17 protein-coding genes are annotated in these 14,658 nt (G+C 65.5%); 6 read left to right on the top strand and 11 right to left on the bottom strand.

Going from position 1 to position 14,658, the window contains the following annotated elements:
* Positions 1-2: 2 nt before the first annotated feature.
* The gene (locus tag AWC18_RS09175; RefSeq protein ID WP_064996499.1) at positions 3-296 is read left to right on the top strand and encodes a cytochrome C oxidase subunit IV family protein; all 294 of its coding nucleotides are present in this window, start codon (positions 3-5) and stop codon (positions 294-296) included.
* Here AWC18_RS09175 and AWC18_RS09180 read toward each other — a convergent pair.
* The 3 genes from AWC18_RS09180 to AWC18_RS09190 form a co-directional block, all read right to left on the bottom strand.
* The gene (locus AWC18_RS09180) at positions 284-1,360 is read right to left on the bottom strand and encodes an NAD(P)H-dependent amine dehydrogenase family protein (protein ID WP_085138475.1); all 1,077 of its coding nucleotides are present in this window, start codon (positions 1,358-1,360) and stop codon (positions 284-286) included. The two genes, AWC18_RS09175 and AWC18_RS09180, sit on opposite strands and share 13 nt — an antisense overlap.
* A 14-nt stretch (positions 1,361-1,374) precedes the next feature.
* Positions 1,375-2,832: an aldehyde dehydrogenase family protein gene (locus AWC18_RS09185; RefSeq protein WP_064996501.1), complete on the bottom strand. Its 1,458-nt coding sequence runs from the start codon at positions 2,830-2,832 to the stop codon at positions 1,375-1,377.
* 111 nt (positions 2,833-2,943) lie between these two features.
* A complete protein-coding gene (locus AWC18_RS09190) occupies positions 2,944-3,597 on the bottom strand; it encodes a TetR/AcrR family transcriptional regulator (RefSeq protein ID WP_109470278.1) in 654 nt (217 codons plus the stop codon).
* Positions 3,598-3,819: 222 nt separating this feature from the next.
* Here AWC18_RS09190 and AWC18_RS09195 point away from each other — a divergent pair, with 222 nt between their 5' ends.
* Complete coding sequence (locus AWC18_RS09195) at positions 3,820-4,992, top strand: acyl-CoA dehydrogenase family protein (protein ID WP_085138476.1); 1,173 nt, start codon at positions 3,820-3,822, stop codon at positions 4,990-4,992.
* 136 nt (positions 4,993-5,128) lie between these two features.
* On the opposite strand, the gene AWC18_RS09200 is transcribed toward AWC18_RS09195, so the two are convergent.
* Genes AWC18_RS09200 through AWC18_RS09230 form a run of 7 tightly spaced genes read right to left on the bottom strand, consistent with a single transcriptional unit; the run spans position 5,129 to position 10,903 of the window.
* On the bottom strand, positions 5,129-5,932 hold the full coding sequence (locus AWC18_RS09200; RefSeq protein ID WP_085138477.1) for an acyl-CoA dehydrogenase family protein: 804 nt from the start codon (positions 5,930-5,932) through the stop codon (positions 5,129-5,131).
* Between the two features lie 2 nt (positions 5,933-5,934).
* Positions 5,935-7,119, bottom strand: a complete 1,185-nt coding sequence (locus tag AWC18_RS09205; protein WP_085138478.1) for an acyl-CoA dehydrogenase family protein — start codon at positions 7,117-7,119, stop codon at positions 5,935-5,937.
* Positions 7,116-7,538: a nuclear transport factor 2 family protein gene (locus tag AWC18_RS09210; RefSeq protein ID WP_064996505.1), complete on the bottom strand. Its 423-nt coding sequence runs from the start codon at positions 7,536-7,538 to the stop codon at positions 7,116-7,118. Before AWC18_RS09210 ends, AWC18_RS09205 begins: the two co-directional genes overlap by 4 nt.
* Entirely contained in the window at positions 7,522-8,766 is a 1,245-nt protein-coding gene (locus AWC18_RS09215) for a metal-dependent hydrolase family protein (RefSeq protein ID WP_085138479.1), read from the bottom strand. The genes AWC18_RS09210 and AWC18_RS09215 overlap by 17 nt, the downstream gene beginning before the upstream one ends.
* A gap of 2 nt (positions 8,767-8,768) precedes the next feature.
* Positions 8,769-9,092, bottom strand: coding sequence for a hypothetical protein (locus AWC18_RS09220; RefSeq protein ID WP_085138480.1), 324 nt, complete (start codon positions 9,090-9,092; stop codon positions 8,769-8,771).
* Positions 9,076-10,353: an aromatic ring-hydroxylating oxygenase subunit alpha gene (locus tag AWC18_RS09225; RefSeq protein WP_085138481.1), complete on the bottom strand. Its 1,278-nt coding sequence runs from the start codon at positions 10,351-10,353 to the stop codon at positions 9,076-9,078. The genes AWC18_RS09220 and AWC18_RS09225 overlap by 17 nt, the downstream gene beginning before the upstream one ends.
* A gap of 4 nt (positions 10,354-10,357) precedes the next feature.
* A complete protein-coding gene (locus AWC18_RS09230; RefSeq protein WP_085138482.1) occupies positions 10,358-10,903 on the bottom strand; it encodes a carboxymuconolactone decarboxylase family protein in 546 nt (181 codons plus the stop codon).
* A 261-nt stretch (positions 10,904-11,164) separates the two neighbouring features.
* Between AWC18_RS09230 and AWC18_RS09235 the strand changes: the two genes are divergently transcribed.
* The 4 genes from AWC18_RS09235 to AWC18_RS09250 all read left to right on the top strand — a co-directional run bounded on the left by AWC18_RS09235 (position 11,165) and on the right by AWC18_RS09250 (position 14,354).
* Complete coding sequence (locus AWC18_RS09235) at positions 11,165-12,445, top strand: amidohydrolase family protein (protein ID WP_085138483.1); 1,281 nt, start codon at positions 11,165-11,167, stop codon at positions 12,443-12,445.
* Between the two features lie 105 nt (positions 12,446-12,550).
* Positions 12,551-13,846 (top strand): cytochrome P450, encoded by a 1,296-nt coding sequence (locus AWC18_RS09240; protein WP_085138512.1) that lies wholly within the window; start codon positions 12,551-12,553, stop codon positions 13,844-13,846.
* Complete coding sequence (locus tag AWC18_RS09245) at positions 13,843-14,049, top strand: ferredoxin (RefSeq protein WP_064996511.1); 207 nt, start codon at positions 13,843-13,845, stop codon at positions 14,047-14,049. The genes AWC18_RS09240 and AWC18_RS09245 overlap by 4 nt, the downstream gene beginning before the upstream one ends.
* On the top strand, positions 14,049-14,354 hold the full coding sequence (locus AWC18_RS09250; protein ID WP_064996512.1) for a DUF1330 domain-containing protein: 306 nt from the start codon (positions 14,049-14,051) through the stop codon (positions 14,352-14,354). The genes AWC18_RS09245 and AWC18_RS09250 overlap by 1 nt, the downstream gene beginning before the upstream one ends.
* 94 nt (positions 14,355-14,448) lie before the next feature.
* Here the strand turns inward: AWC18_RS09250 and AWC18_RS09255 are convergent, their stop codons facing one another.
* Positions 14,449-14,658: a ferredoxin gene (locus AWC18_RS09255; protein ID WP_064996513.1), complete on the bottom strand. Its 210-nt coding sequence runs from the start codon at positions 14,656-14,658 to the stop codon at positions 14,449-14,451.

Consider the following 14,658-nt stretch of genomic DNA (forward strand, 5'->3'; position numbering starts at 1 on the left):
CCGTGACCGCACCGCAGCAATCCCGATTCGTCGCCGACCCGCTGCTCACCGGGACCTGGCTGGTGCTGGTGGCCATCACCGTGCTGGCGTGGTGGCTGGCGCCGGGGCACAGTGACGGGCCTGTCGAGCCCAGCCTCCCCATCACGGTCACCGTGATCGCGCTGTCAGCCATCAAGGCCCGGTTGATCATCCGCAACTTCATGGAGGTGCGCACCGCACCGGTCTGGTTACGTCGCACCACCGACGCCTGGCTCGGAGTGCTGTGGACGGCGGTACTGGTGATCTACCTGTTCTGAGCGGGGAAGCGGGGCAGGTTCAACGGCAGATCGTTGTAGGTGGCGATGCCGGGTTCGGCGGCGACGACTGCCGGGATGGCGTTGATCGGCGGCATCGCGGTCATGATGTGACCGAGCTCGAAGAAGTCGTCGAGGGACTTGGCCGAGGCGATCAGGTCCGGCGGCGGTGTGAAGCCGACCTGCATATTCACCGTGGGACGCCCGTCGATGGTGATCTTCCAGCCATCGCCGTCGAGCTGCCAGTCCGGCTCCAGCGTCTGGCCCTTGCGCCACCGCACGTTGATGTCGATGACGGCTTGGCCGTTGACGATTCCCTGCCAGCTGGCGAACACCCCGGCCACATGCCCGGCCGGGATCGTCCACGACGCCATCGGCAGATCCTCGGTGGTCTGGGCGTATTCGCACGTGCAGGTGACGTCATCGAGTTCGACGCCCATCGCGTCGGCGACCAGTCGCACCGCCTCGGCGAAGACCGCCGTGCCGCGGGCGGCCATGGGTTCCAGGTTCGGGTCGTCGATCGCGGTGCCGAAACCCACCGGCCGCTCGGTGTCGGGCGAGTCGTAGAGGGTGGTGTCGGCCGTCTCGGTGATGGTGACCTTGTCGACCCGATCGCATGCGGTTGCTGCCACAATCGCCAGCAGCTCGGCGAACCCCGGGCTGACCCCGGACCCGAACAGGGTGGATCCCCCCTTGCGGCAAGCCTGTTCGAGTCGTTCCCGGTCCTCGCCCAGGTTGTGCCCGGTGATGAACGACGCTGACGTCACGACGTTTACGCCAGCCGACAGAATCTGCACCAGCTCGTCGACGTTGATCCACATCGGGTTGTAGATCACGCAGTCCGGTTTGAGCGCCAGCAGTTCCGCGGCGTCGTTGGTCGCGGTGACACCGAGCGGGCCGATGCCGGCCAGCTCCCCGGCGTCGCGGCCGACCTTGTCCTCCGACCAGGCGAACAGGCCCACGAGTTCGTAGTTCGGATTGCCGGCGATCGCCCGTACGGAACTCTTGCCGACGTTGCCGGTGGTCCACTGGACAACCCGGAAGGGGGAGGCGGGGGTGTCAACCATGTCGTTGTCCTGACCTACATCTGCGCCCAGACGATCTTCGTCTGGAGGTAGGTTTCAATGCCCGCCTTGCCGGATTCGTAACCCCAGCCGGACTGCTTGTATCCACCGAACGGCATCGAGTGGTCGAACTGCATCTGACAGTTCAGCCCCACCGTTCCGGCCTTGAGCCGCTTGGCCAGTCGGTGCGCCCGGCCCAGGTTCGACGTCCACGCGGTCGCCGCCAGCCCGTAGCTGCTGTTGTTGGCCAGGGCGATCGCCTCGTCGTCGTCCTCGAACGGCAGGATCGTGACCACCGGGCCGAAGATCTCCTCCTGAAACAGCCGGCTGGAATCGGGGTCGACGCCGGTCACCACGGTGGGGTGTACGAAGTAGCCCTTGCGGTCCAGCCGGTGACCGCCGGTGACGAGCTCGTTGCCGTCGGCGCGGCCCTGCTCCAGGTAGCCGAGCACTCGGTTGAGTTGCTTCTGGCTGATCAGCGGGCCCACCATGACGCCCTCGTCTTTCGGGCCGCCGAGCTGCATCATGTTGGCCATGTTGGCGATGCCCTCCACGACCCGCTCGTAGACGCCGCGCTGGGCGAAGATGCGCGACCCGCACACGCAGGCCTGCCCGGAGTGCACGAAGGTGCCGAACGCCGCCATCGGGATGGCCATGTCGAGGTCGGCGTCGTCGAAGATCAACACCGGCGACTTGCCGCCGAGTTCCAGAGTCACCTTGTTGAGATTGCTTGCCGCAGAGGCGCGGACGATCTCACGGCCCACTTCTGTGGAGCCGGTGAAAGCGACCTTGTCCACGTCGGGGTGCGCGGTGATCGCCGCACCGGCGGTGTGGCCGTAGCCCAGCACCATGTTGACCACGCCATCGGGAACGCCGGCCTCGGTCAGGATGCGGTCCAGGACCAGCGCCGACAGCGGAGTTTCCTCGGCCGGCTTGACGACACTGCTGCAGCCCGCGGCCAGTGATGGCGCCAGCTTGGCGCAGAAGTTGAAGACCGGGCCGTTCCACGGGAAGATCAGCCCCACCACGTCATAGGGCTCGCGCAGCGTGTAGACGTGCTGATGCGACTCGATACCCGTCAGGCCACCGGTGTTGACGTCCCGTGCGATGCCGTCGATCTTGGTGCACCATCCGGCGTAGTAACGGAACCACTCCGAGCCCACCTTGGTGATGATCGCGGCCTGGGAGGCCGGAATGCCGGCATTGAGCGACTCGAGTTCGGCCAGGATCTCGGCGTTCTCGTCGATGAGGTCGGCGACTTTCCACAGCACCCGGGCCCGGTCGTAGTCGGCCATCTGCGACCAGACACCGGATTCGGCAGTGGCTTTGGCCCGGGCGACGGCGTCATTGACCGCTTCGGGTCCGCAGTCGGTGAATTCGGTCAGCTGCTCTTCGGTGGCCGGATCGATGATCGGTATCAAGTCTCCGGTGCCGGGGACCTTACGAATGTCGTCCAACACCGTCTGCACCGACATGGATAATCCCCTTCTCGCATTCGGATAATTACGTTTGCACGAGGGTATGCCGTTCCCCAGCCGATGTCCAGGGTTCGCGGAGGGGTCGAGCTGTAGCGGTGTACAACCGGCTCAGTCGCGTCCGAAGCCGTGCGCGCAGAAATCCCAGATTTCCTCGGTGGTCAGCGGATTGACCGCCGGATCGGCTGAGGCCGGGCTGGATTGGGCGTTGAACATGACCGTCTGCATGACCATGGCCGCCACCCGCCGGGGATTGGTGCCGGGGCGCAGCTGCCCGGCGTCGGCGGCCTGTTCGGTCAGCTCGGCCAGCAACTCCAGCAGCGGCGTGTGGGCGACTCGGACCTCGACGGGGTGGGTCAGCAGCAGGGACGGGGCGAAATCGGTGAAGAGCGGCCGTTTGGCGGCCGGGTCTGGGCGTGACGACTCGAAGAGCAACTCTACGGCGACCTTGAGGCGCTCCAGCGGATCGGTGTGATTGGCCGTCGCAGCGCGGATCTGGTCGGCCGCGCGACTCAGGGCATCTTCGAACAGTGCCAGCAGCAGCTCATGCTTGCCGTCGAACTGTAGGTAGAAGCTGCGCAGCGATTGGCGTGAGCGGTCCACCACCTCCTGGACGGTGAAATCCGTGCTGCCCTTTTCGATGATGATCGTCTGTGCGGCGTCCAGAAACCGCTGAACGCGTTGCGCCGCGCGAATCTTGGCCGTCTTGATTGAGCGTTCGACCGCGCGCTGCTTCCAGGCGGGTTCCTCGCTCGGGTTGGTCACCGGTGTTCCGGACGCCGCGGTGACCGAGACATGGCGCAACTGTGCTGGACGCAAATGCGCCGGTGGCGCAGCGCGCCGGCGTGGGGCCGACGATCCAGAGATCGTAACTTCTCCATTCGAGAATGATATTCTCATCTTCGCGTCTAGGGAAGCGGACAGGCAATATCGCCGGCGGCTGGTGAATCCGGTTTCTCGCGGCGCCCCGAGTCGAGGAGTACCTGCGTGCAACTGACCTTTGATCCCGAAGTCGAGAACTTCCGGGCCGAGTTCTCCGCGTTCCTCGATGAGCATCTGCCCACCGACGCCGAGGCGTTGGAACGGTCGCATTCGTGTTCGGACGTGCCGGAGTGGGCCCGCCGTTGGCAACGACTGCTCTTCGACAATGGTTGGCTGCTGCCCGCGAATCCCCCCGAATTCGGCGGCCGCAACGCCACGATCCTGCAGCAGTACGTGCATTCCGAGGAACTGTCCCGCCGCCGCATCTACCCCAGCTTCAACCCCCAAGGGGTGGGCATCATCGCCGCGTCGCTGCTGTCGTTCGGCACCGAGGAACAGAAACATCGTTGGGCGGTACCGATTCTGCGGGCGGAGATCACTGCGTCGCTGGGCATGAGCGAGCCCGGTGCCGGGTCGGACCTGGCCGGCCTGCAGACCCGGGCGGTGCTCAACGGCGACCACTTCATAGTCAATGGGCAGAAGGTCTGGACGTCCGGCGCCCACGACGCCGACGTGCTGTTGACATTCGTGCGCACCGATCCCGATGCGCCGAAACACAAGGGCATCAGTGTGCTGCTGATCCCCACCGACACCGAAGGCGTTGTGCGGCGGCCGTTTGCGTCGGCCTGTGCCCATGATGACATCGACTTCAACGAGGTGTTCTTCACCGACGTCCGGGTACCCGCCGAGAACTTGGTGGGGCCGCTCAACGGCGGTTGGGGCGTGGCCAACGGCTCACTCGGCCACGAACGCACGCTGCTGTGGATGAGCTTCGCCGACCGCCTGCGCGATCTGATTCACGATTTCCATCCGGCCGGTGCGCTGGAACGTGACCGCTTCGCCACGGTGCTGATGGACAACGAGGCCCTGCGACTGCTCGGCTCGGTGGCCTTGGCGCAGGCCGCCCGCGGTGAACAGGATGTGCCGGCATTGTCGGTGCTCAAGCTGCTGGGTTCCGAAGCGGTGCAGAACGCCGCGGAACACATGCTCGACAACGCGGGTGTGGCCGGCCTGATCCACCCGGGCAACTCCGGTACCTATGTGCCGCTCAACGAGGACTTCGCCTCGGGCAGCTGGTTCGACCGGTACCTGCGCAGTTTCTCGGGAACCATCGCCGGCGGCACCTCGGAGATCCAGCGCAACATCATCGCGCAACGGGTGCTCGGCCTGCCCCGCTGACCGGGTTACGGCCACCCCGTCGGCCACCCCATCGGCCACCCCGTCGGCCACCCCGTCGGCGCGGTCCCTTGTCGCGAGCAGACGTGAAGTAGCCCTTTTTCGCTACAAATTGGGGGCTTTCACGTCTGCTCGGCACTCAGAGCTGGACCATGCGGGGCGCTGAACCGCGGGCCCGCAGACCACCGCCGACCTGGCGGGTCAGCTCGCGGGCGTTGCCCAGCAGTCCGTCGAGCACCATTACCCGCTTGATGTGGCGGTGCAGTTCGTGCTCCTCGGTGAAGCCGACACCGCCGAGCACCTGCTGGCAGTGCTTGGCCGCGGTCAGCGCGGCCTTGCCCGCGGCGGCCTTGGCCAGTATGGACGTCAGGTCGGGGCTGTCGACGACGGGCACGGCGAGGGTGGCCTCGGCGCCCTCGATCGCTACCAGGGTCTCGGCCAGGCGGTGGCGGACCGCCTGGAAGGCGGCGATCGGCTTACCGAACTGCACCCGGTCCAGTGCGTGCTGGCGGGCCAGGGCCAGCATCGCCCGCGCCGAACCGACCAGCCACCATCCCAACGCGCGGCGGGCCTCGCCCAGGCGCATCAGTTCCCCGCCGGGTACCTCGCGCAGTGGAAGCCCGCCGAGCACGGGATTGCCGGTAGGTTCGCTGCGCTCCCAGATCACCCAGCTGCCGCCGGCATAGGGCATCGGCGGCGTGCCGCCGGGCAGGCCGCCGATGGTCTCCAGGATCACGTCGTTGATGACCGAGGCATACGCCCCGGTCTCGCCGAGTAGCCGGAACACCAGCGGGATGGCCAAATCCGGTTCTTCGGAAAGCATTTCCGCCCAGCCGAGTTCAGCCAAGGCCTGGTCCAGGGCGGGGCCCGCCGACGACGCCATGGTCTTGCGAAGAGTGTCCTCCAGCAGAACGAGCGAGGCCGAGTCCATTCCGGCGGTCATCGTCACTCCTTGGGAAGGTCGAGCAGTCGGCGGGCGATGATGTTGCGCTGCACCTCGGCGGTGCCGCCGTAGATGGTGGCCGCCCGAGAGTAGAGGTACTCGGCGCGCCACCGACCCTCGTCCAGCTCGATGACGCCCGGCAGCAGGTCGCGCGCGGTGTCATAGAGCAGTTGTTCGGCTCCGGCCAACAGCACCTTGTCAATGGAGGTGTCCGGCCCCAGCCGCCCACCGTCGGCCAGTCGATGCTGGGTGGCGCGGGAACGGCAGCGCAGGGTGTGCAACGCCAGATACACCGCACCCAGGTCACTGTCGACCGCGGCGCCTTGGCGCTTGACTTCGGCGATCAGCGCATCGAAGCGCGAGTACAGGTAGGCGATGCGCTGCCAGAAGCAGGTCGACCGCTCGTAGGGCAGTAAGTCCATGGCCAGCTGCCAGCCGTCGCCGGGTTGGCCGAGCATCCGGGAGGATTCCACGACGACATCGTCGAAGTACACCTCGCAGAACTCATCGACGCCATGCATGGTGCGCAGCGGGCGCACTTCGACACCGGGGGTGTCGAGGTCGACGAAGAAGGCTGTGATCGCCTGGTGATTGGGCGTATCGGCATCCCCGGTGCGGGTGAGCAGAATGCAGCGCTGCGAATACTGGGCGAAGCTGGTCCAGACCTTCTGGCCGTTGATCACCCACTGGTCACCGCGCGGGACGGCGCGGGTGCTCAGTGATGCCAGGTCGCTGCCGGAACCGGGTTCGGAAAAGCCCTGGCACCACTGTTCACGACCGGACAGCAGCCGCGGCACCATTTCCGCGGCGAGTTCCGGTCGCGCGTAGTCGATCATCGTGGGCGCCAGTACTTCCAGCATCGAGTACGGTCCCGGCTCGGCGAGGCCACGACCCACCACCTCTTCACCGACCACGGCTCGCAGAATCGCCGGGCCGCCCAGACCGCCCGCTTCGACCGGCCAGCCATAACGCATCCAATCCGCGTCGTAGAGCGCGGCCGAGACGCGGGCGAACTGCTTGAGGTGGCCTTCCAGCGAGTGGTCCGAGCCGGGGCTCAGATCGTTCGCGTCGAGCCAGGCACGCAGATCTGCCTGGAACTCGGCGATATTCGCGTCGCTGGTGTTGATGTCGCGGTTCGCTCCTGTGGAGGGGGAGGTGTCCCCGCTCCCAGCTTGTGTCGTCGTCATCCGGCGGAAGGTCGGCCGATCGCGTGCGGACGCCCAGCGTCATGTGCGCCGCTTCGCCGGATGAACGTCATCTTCCGCGTCCGCAGCCGCCAGCCGTCGGCGGTGCGCACATAGGTGTCGTTGTAGTAGCCGATCCGCATGTCGTGGCTGGCGTGGTCGATGAAGCACAGTGGCTGGGTGCCGGTTGCGGTATCGCCGTCCAACTCGATCACCGGGGTGCCGGTCATGAACAGACCCTTGGGCGCAGCCTCGACCAGCACCGGAAACCGGTCCAGCGAATAGGTTTCGCCGAATGCGCTGTAGGTGCCGTCCGGGGTGAACACGGCCACCAGGCCGTCGATGTCGCCCTGGGTGATGGTCACCGCGTAGCGGGCCAGTGTCTGTTGGATCTCGACCAGGTCGTCAGTTCTTGTTGACATAGACTTTGCCGCCTTTCATGACGAAGTTCACGTTCCGGGTGACGGTGATGTCGGCCAGCGGATCACCTGGAACCGCAATGACATCGGCGAGCAGCCCCTCGGCCAGGCGGCCGCGGTCGGTGGCGTTGATCAGCTCGGCTGCGGTCACCGTCGCCGCCCGCAGCACGGCCGCCGCCGGCACGCCCCACTCCACCAGGGTGACCAGCTCATCGGCATTGCGCCCGTGTGGAATCGCGGGGGCGTCGGTGCCGACAGCGATCTTCACTCCGGCCTCATACGCCGCTTTGATCGAGGTGCGGGCCTTGGGGAACATCTCGGCGGCCTTGGCCTGCAGTTCAGCCGGTGCCCTGGACACGTCCATGGCCTCGGCCAGCCGGCGAGTGCTGACCAGGAAGCGGTCATTGTCGACGAGCATCGCGATGGCTTCGTCGTCGATCAGGAAGCCGTGCTCGATGCAGTCGATGCCGCAGGCCACCGCGTGTTTGACGGCCTCCGCACCATGGGTGTGGGCGGCCACCCGCAGTCCCCGGCGGTGCGCCTCGTCGACGATCGCACGCAGCTCCTCGTCCGAATAGTGTTGTGCTCCTGCTTCTCCGGTCAGGGACATGACACCACCGGAGCAGCACACCTTGATCAGCTGCGCGCCGTGTTTGATCTGGTACCGGACTGCCTTGCGAATCTCGTCGACGCCGTTGGCGATGCCTTCTTCGACGGTCAGCTCCAGCACCCCCGGCATGAACGCCGCGAACATCGTCGGGTCCAGGTGTCCGCCGGTGGGGGTGATCGCATGCCCGGCCGGCACCACGCGCGGCCCCTCGATCCAGCCGGCGTCGATCGCCTTGGCCAGCGCCACGTCGAGCAGGTATCCGCCGGTCTTGACGAACAGACCCAGGTTGCGCACGGTGGTGAATCCGGCGCGCAGGGTGCGTCGGGCGTTGCCCACCGCACGCAGCACCCGGGTCGGCGGATCGTCCTGCACCTGGGACAGGCCGGGGTTCTCGCCACGACCGCCCATCAGCAGGTTGACTTCCATGTCCATCAACCCGGGCAGCAGGATTGAGTCGCCGAGGCCGATGACCTCGTCGTCCTCCGACGGTGAGGACGCCGTGCCGCCGGCCTGTCGCTCGCCGACTCCGACGATCCGTTCGCCCTCGATATGCAGCACACCGGGCCGGACGATCTCACCGGCTTCGACGTCGAGCAGGCCTGCCGCCTTGAGCGTCAGCACCCTTAGATCACCGGCTCACTGAGCAGTTCCACCCACGCCGCGCCGCTGTCGGGTACGCGCGGCTGCTTCCAAGCCTCGATCGGGAACGACACCATGACGAGGGACTGCATGATGTGCATGAGGGGCTTTGCATCATCGGGCAAGTCGTCCAGCGGGAACTTGTCGCAGTAGGCGATCACGTCCTCGAGCAGTGGGAACGCGACGTCGTAGAACGCCTGCATCTCCTCCATGGACGACGCCAGCCGCTTGGCGTAACGCTCGGGCTCATGAGCCAGGGCCCAGTCCAAAAAGGGTTCCAGGGCGGCGAATTCAGACGGCAGCGGCACTTTGGTACTCCTTTACGAAGTCGCGGTTCACCTTGTGCAGGTGACGGATGAGGATCTCTTGGTCGCACAGCAGGAAGTCCTTGACGGCCTTGGTGCTGATCATGCTCTGGGTGGCTTCCAGGGTGTTGGCGTCCTGGAGCGCGTACTCCTTGAATGTGACGGCGGCCAGCTCTTGGGCCAGGCGCTCGCGCGCATTCTTCGGCGGCACGAAGTACAGGTTCGCCTCGAAGGTGTGCTTGTCCACGGCGGTCGGCCAGTACTGGTAGGTCAGGTACCAGCCCGGCTCCCAGATCAGCAGCATGAAGTTCGGGTAGAACAGCCACGAGTCGATGCCCCACTGCGGCGCTCGCTTCACGTTCACACCCGGCGGAAGCTCCTTGAGGTTGGCGATGGGCTCCGGCTTGTCCCACGGGCCGAACAGCCCGCTGCGCAGCACGCGGTCCAACGGCTTGACCATGGACAGGTCCGGGGGCGGCGCCTGGCCACCCCAGGTCGACTGGAGGCTGTGCGGGCCGGCCAACTCGTAGTGCAGCGCTTCGTAGCCGTACTTCTGGATCTTGGCGGCTTCTTCCTTGGTGTACTGCCCCTGGTGCAGGATCGGCGCGTGGTAGAACTCAACGAACGCGTCGATGAACAGCTTCCAGTTGCTGCCGACCTCGGCGCGGTAGGAGTAGGTTTCGGTCATCTCACCGAAGGGATAGCCCTCGATCCCCTTGGCCAGCGGACCGAGATAGTCGGCCAGCGGCTGGGCGTTGTCGTCGAAGTTGACGAAGATGAAGCCTTCCCATACTTCGCAGCGCACGCCCGCCAGTCCGTAGTCGCTCTTGTCGACGTCGAAGAACTCGTCTTCCTGCTGGACGAAGGTCAGGTCGCCGTCCAGGTTGTAGCGCCAGGCGTGGTACTTGCAGGTGAACTGCCGGCAGATGCCGGAAGTCTCTTCGTTGGGAAAGTCGTTCCACACCAGCTTGTTTCCGCGGTGGCGGCAGATGTTGTGGAAGGCTTTGACCGACCCGTCCTTGGTCTTGACGACGATGATCGAGGTGCCCTTGCATACCGAGGGCAGCTCCCGGGTGAAGTAGCTGCCGGTCTTGGGCAGGCGTTCGACGCGTCCGACGTTGATCCACATCCGCTTGAAGACCGCCTCGCGCTCGGCCTCAAAGAATGCGGGGTCGATCGAGTCGGTGTAATCGACCGGCTCGGTGCCCAGTTCGGGATAGCTCTGCGTCCAACTACCGGCAGCAGGCTTGGGGAAATGCGCCACGGTACTACCTCTCTGATTCGGGTTCTTCGTCAAGTTCAACGCCAAAGGTGTTGAAGGCCATGGCCAACATGCTGTAGCAGCCGACCGTGAAGACGAGTTCCATCAGTTGTTGCTCGTCCAGGTGTTTGGCGAGGACCGCCTCGGTGGCGGGGGAGAGGCGGGAGTCCTCGTCGAGTTCGTCGGCCGCGTTCACCACGGCCTGATACAGCTCGTCACGTCCGGTGGCGTGCTGCAGGTCTTCGATGTCGGAGTCGGTCAGGCCGGCCTGCTTGCCGAACGTGATGTGGTGCACCCATTCGTACTCGCAGCCGCGGCGGTGGGCCGTCCGCAGGATCGCAAGCTCGCGGAGATCTGCAGGCAGCGATGCGCGGTAGAGCAGCTCGACATTGAATTTGAGAAACGCCCGAGCCAGCTTCGGGTGGTGAACCAGCATGGTCATCGCCGAGCCGGCGTCGCGGGCGTTGCGCCGATCCGCGGTCAGCATCTGGGCCAGGGCACGCTGAACCGCTTCCTCCTCCCACTGGGATTCCGACAGCGGGGTCAGGCGCATCGTGCCTCCTCGTAGATGAGAATTACATTCTCATATTTGACCAACAGATTTCCATGTTTGACGCGATTGGTCAATACTTCGCCGTCTGCGCTGGTGGGACGCGTGGCACCGAGCGGCGCTCGACCTGCCCGGTCGCGTCGCGGGTGCCGCCAGGGCAGGGGTCGTGTGCGAAGGTTGATTCTCCGAAAACGGGAAGATAGTTTCCATTGAAGACGTCGTTGGGGACTGGCCTGCGCTGCCGCCCCGGAACGGAGGATAGCCGTGAACAAAGACGACATGATCCTGATCAGCGTCGACGACCACACCGTTGAACCACCGGACATGTTCGCCAACCACCTGCCGCGCAAGTACCTCGACGACGCGCCGCGCTTGGTGCACAACGCCGACGGCTCCGACTCGTGGCAGTTCCGGGACGTGGTGATTCCCAATGTCGCGCTCAATGCGGTCGCGGGCCGGCCCAAGGAGGAGTACGGGCTGGAGCCGCAGGGCCTCGACGAGATCCGGCCCGGCTGCTACAACGTCCATGAGCGGGTCAAGGACATGAATGCCGGCGGCATTCTGGGGTCGATCTGCTTCCCGTCATTCCCCGGCTTCGCCGGCCGGCTCTTCGCCACGGACGACCCGGACTTCTCGGTGGCGCTGGTGCAGGCCTACAACGACTGGCACATCGACGAATGGTGCGGGGCCTATCCCGGCCGCTTCATTCCGATGGCGATACCGGTGATCTGGGACGCCGAGAAGTGCGCCGCCGAAGTGCGCAGAGTGTCCAAGAAGGGCGTGCACGCCCTGACGTTCACCGAGAACCCGGCCGCGATGGGCTACCCGAGTTTCCACGACGCCTATTGGAACCCGCTGTGGCAGGCCCTGTGCGACACCGACACCGTGCTCAATGTGCACATCGGCTCATCCGGCAAACTCGCCATCACCGCGCCCGATGCGCCGATGGACGTGATGATCACCCTGCAGCCGATGAACATCGTCCAGGCCGCCGCGGATCTGTTGTGGTCCAGGCCGATCAAGGAGTATCCGGATCTCAAGATCGCCCTGTCCGAGGGTGGCACCGGGTGGATCCCGTACTTTCTGGAGCGCGTGGACCGGACCTACGAGATGCATTCGACCTGGACCGGTCAGGACTTCGGCGGCAAAGTCCCCTCCGAGGTGTTCCGGGATCACTTCCTGACCTGTTTCATCTCCGACCCGGTGGGTGTTCAACTTCGCCATCTGATCGGCATCGACAACATCGCCTGGGAGGCCGACTACCCGCACAGTGACTCGATGTGGCCCGGAGCGCCCGAAGAGTTGTGGGATGTGTTGACCGCCAACAACGTGTCCGATGAGGACATCGACAAGATGACGCATCGCAACGCCATGCGCTGGTACTCGTTCGACCCGTTCGCGCACATTCCCCGTGAGCAGGCGGGAGTCGGCGCACTGCGCAAGGCTGCCGAGGGTCACGATGTCTCGATCCGCGCCCTGAGCCACCACAAGGACGGGGATCGCCAGGCGAACGCGTTGATGGAAGCCGCGCGGTCGAACAGCTGAGCCGGGACGGCGTCAGCGACATTGACGCCGCAGTCGGCATATGAAATTCTGTTCACCGGTTACGAGAATGAGATTCTCGGTTGTGAGAGGGAGCGGAACGTCTCGATGGATCCAGACACGATCGACTTCTTCACCGACCAGACGGTGGTCGGCGACCCGTACCCCTACCTGCGCGCGCTGCGTGAGCGCTCGCCGGTCACCAGGGAACCGCACCACAACGTGATGATGGTGACCGGCTGGGACGAAGCATGTGCGGTGGCCGGCAATGCCGAGGTGTTCTCCTCGTGCATCGCGGTGACCGGCCCGTTCCCCGGCTTCCCGGTGCCGCTCGACGGCGACCTGGGGGGCGAGACCGTCGCGAACCTGATCGACAAGCATCGCGACGAACTGCCCTTCAGTGACCAACTGCCGACCCTGGATCCGCCGACGCACACCAACCACCGTGCGTTGCTGATGCGGCTGCTCACCCCCAAGCGTCTCAAGGAGAACGAAGACGCCATGTGGGAGCTCGCCGACGCGGTACTCGACGAGTACCTCGCGCCCGGTGCAGGTGAGTTCATCAGCGGCTTCGCGGCACCCTTCACCCTGCTCGTCATCGCGGACCTGCTGGGCGTCCCGGATGAAGACCGTGACGACTTCGTCAAGAACATGCACCACAACGTCGGCGGTGGGGTCGGCAGCACCGATGCCAAGGCGCTGGCGCACAGCCCGTTGGAGTTCCTCTACGCCACCTTCGCCGGCTACATCGCCGATCGCCGCAGCGCACCGCGCGACGACGTGCTGACCGGCATGGCGGAGGCGACATTCCCGGACGGTTCCATTCCGGACCCGATGGACGTGGCCAAGGTCGCCGCCAATGTGTACTCGGCCGGCCAGGAAACCACGGTGCGACTGCTCGGCTCCGCGCTGAAGATCATCGCGGAGCAGCCCGACGTCCAACAGCGCCTCCGTGAGGACCGCAGCCTCATCCCGAACTTCATCGAGGAGGTGCTGCGCTTCGAGAGCCCGGTCAAGGGTGACTTCCGGCTGTCGAGGGTGGACACCGAAATCGGGGGAGTGCACGTCCCTGCCGGTACGACCCTGATGGTGCTGGCGGCTGGGGCCAACCGCGATCCGCGCCGGTTCACCGACCCGGAGACCTTCGACCCCGCGCGCTCAAATGCTCGTCAGCACATCACTTTCGGCCGTGGCATCCACAGCTGCGCCGGTGCGCCGCTGGCCCGCGCCGAAACCCGCATCGCCCTCGAGCGGCTGCTGGACCGCACCACCGACATCAGAATCTCTGCCGAGCTGCACGGCCCGGAGGGTGCGCGCCACTACCAGTACATCCCGACCTACATTCTGCGCGGGCTGATCCAACTGAACCTGGAATTCACCCCGGTCGAGCGGGCGGAGCGATGAAGGCCTGGGTCGATCCGGATCGCTGTGCCGGGCACGGCATCTGCACCACGATCTGCCCCCAGGTGTTCACCATCAACGACGACGGCTACTCCGAGGTCACCGTCGACGAGGTGCCGGCGCAGTTCGAAGACGCGGTGCGCGACGCCATCAAGCAGTGCCCAGAACGTGCCATCGACGACACCACCGGTAATCAGGAGAGCTAATGGCGAACGCGCCCAAGGGATATGTCATCTTGACCGAGGCGATCAAAAACCCTGAGGGGATGATCGCCTATGCCAAGGCCGCGGGGCCCACGATGGCCAACGCCACGATCCTGGCCGTCGACACCCAGCATGAGCTGCTGGAAGGCGAGTGGCACGGAAACCAAACCGTGGTATTGGAATTCGAATCCGTTGACGCGGCCCGCGCGTGGTACAACTCCGACGCCTATCAGGAGGCGGCGAAGCTGCGGCAGGCCGCGGCCGACTGCAACGCGGTGATCCTGTCGGGATTCCCCGCGCGGACCTGATCAGGCGCCCGGCCGGAATCTGGTGACGCGACACCGGCGTGTCGCGTCGTCAGATTCCGACTCGCGGCGGCCGGTGCGCCAGGGCCGATCGGGATCAGTCGTCGACGTCGACTATTGACAGCGCCTGTCGGGGGCAGCGACGGACCGCGTCGGCGATGTCACGTTCGCTCTCGGCGGTGACGTCAGGCTTGAGAATGAAGAGGTTGTCCTCGTCATCGACGTGGAATATCTCCGGGTTGATGGCCATGCAGATCGCGTTGGCCTCGCACAGCCCGTAATCGGCCACTACCTGTCGTTTGGTCAT

Origin of the sequence: Mycolicibacter nonchromogenicus, from assembly GCF_002101775.1 — a bacterium.
Classification (GTDB): Bacteria; Actinomycetota; Actinomycetes; order Mycobacteriales; family Mycobacteriaceae; genus Mycobacterium; species Mycobacterium nonchromogenicum.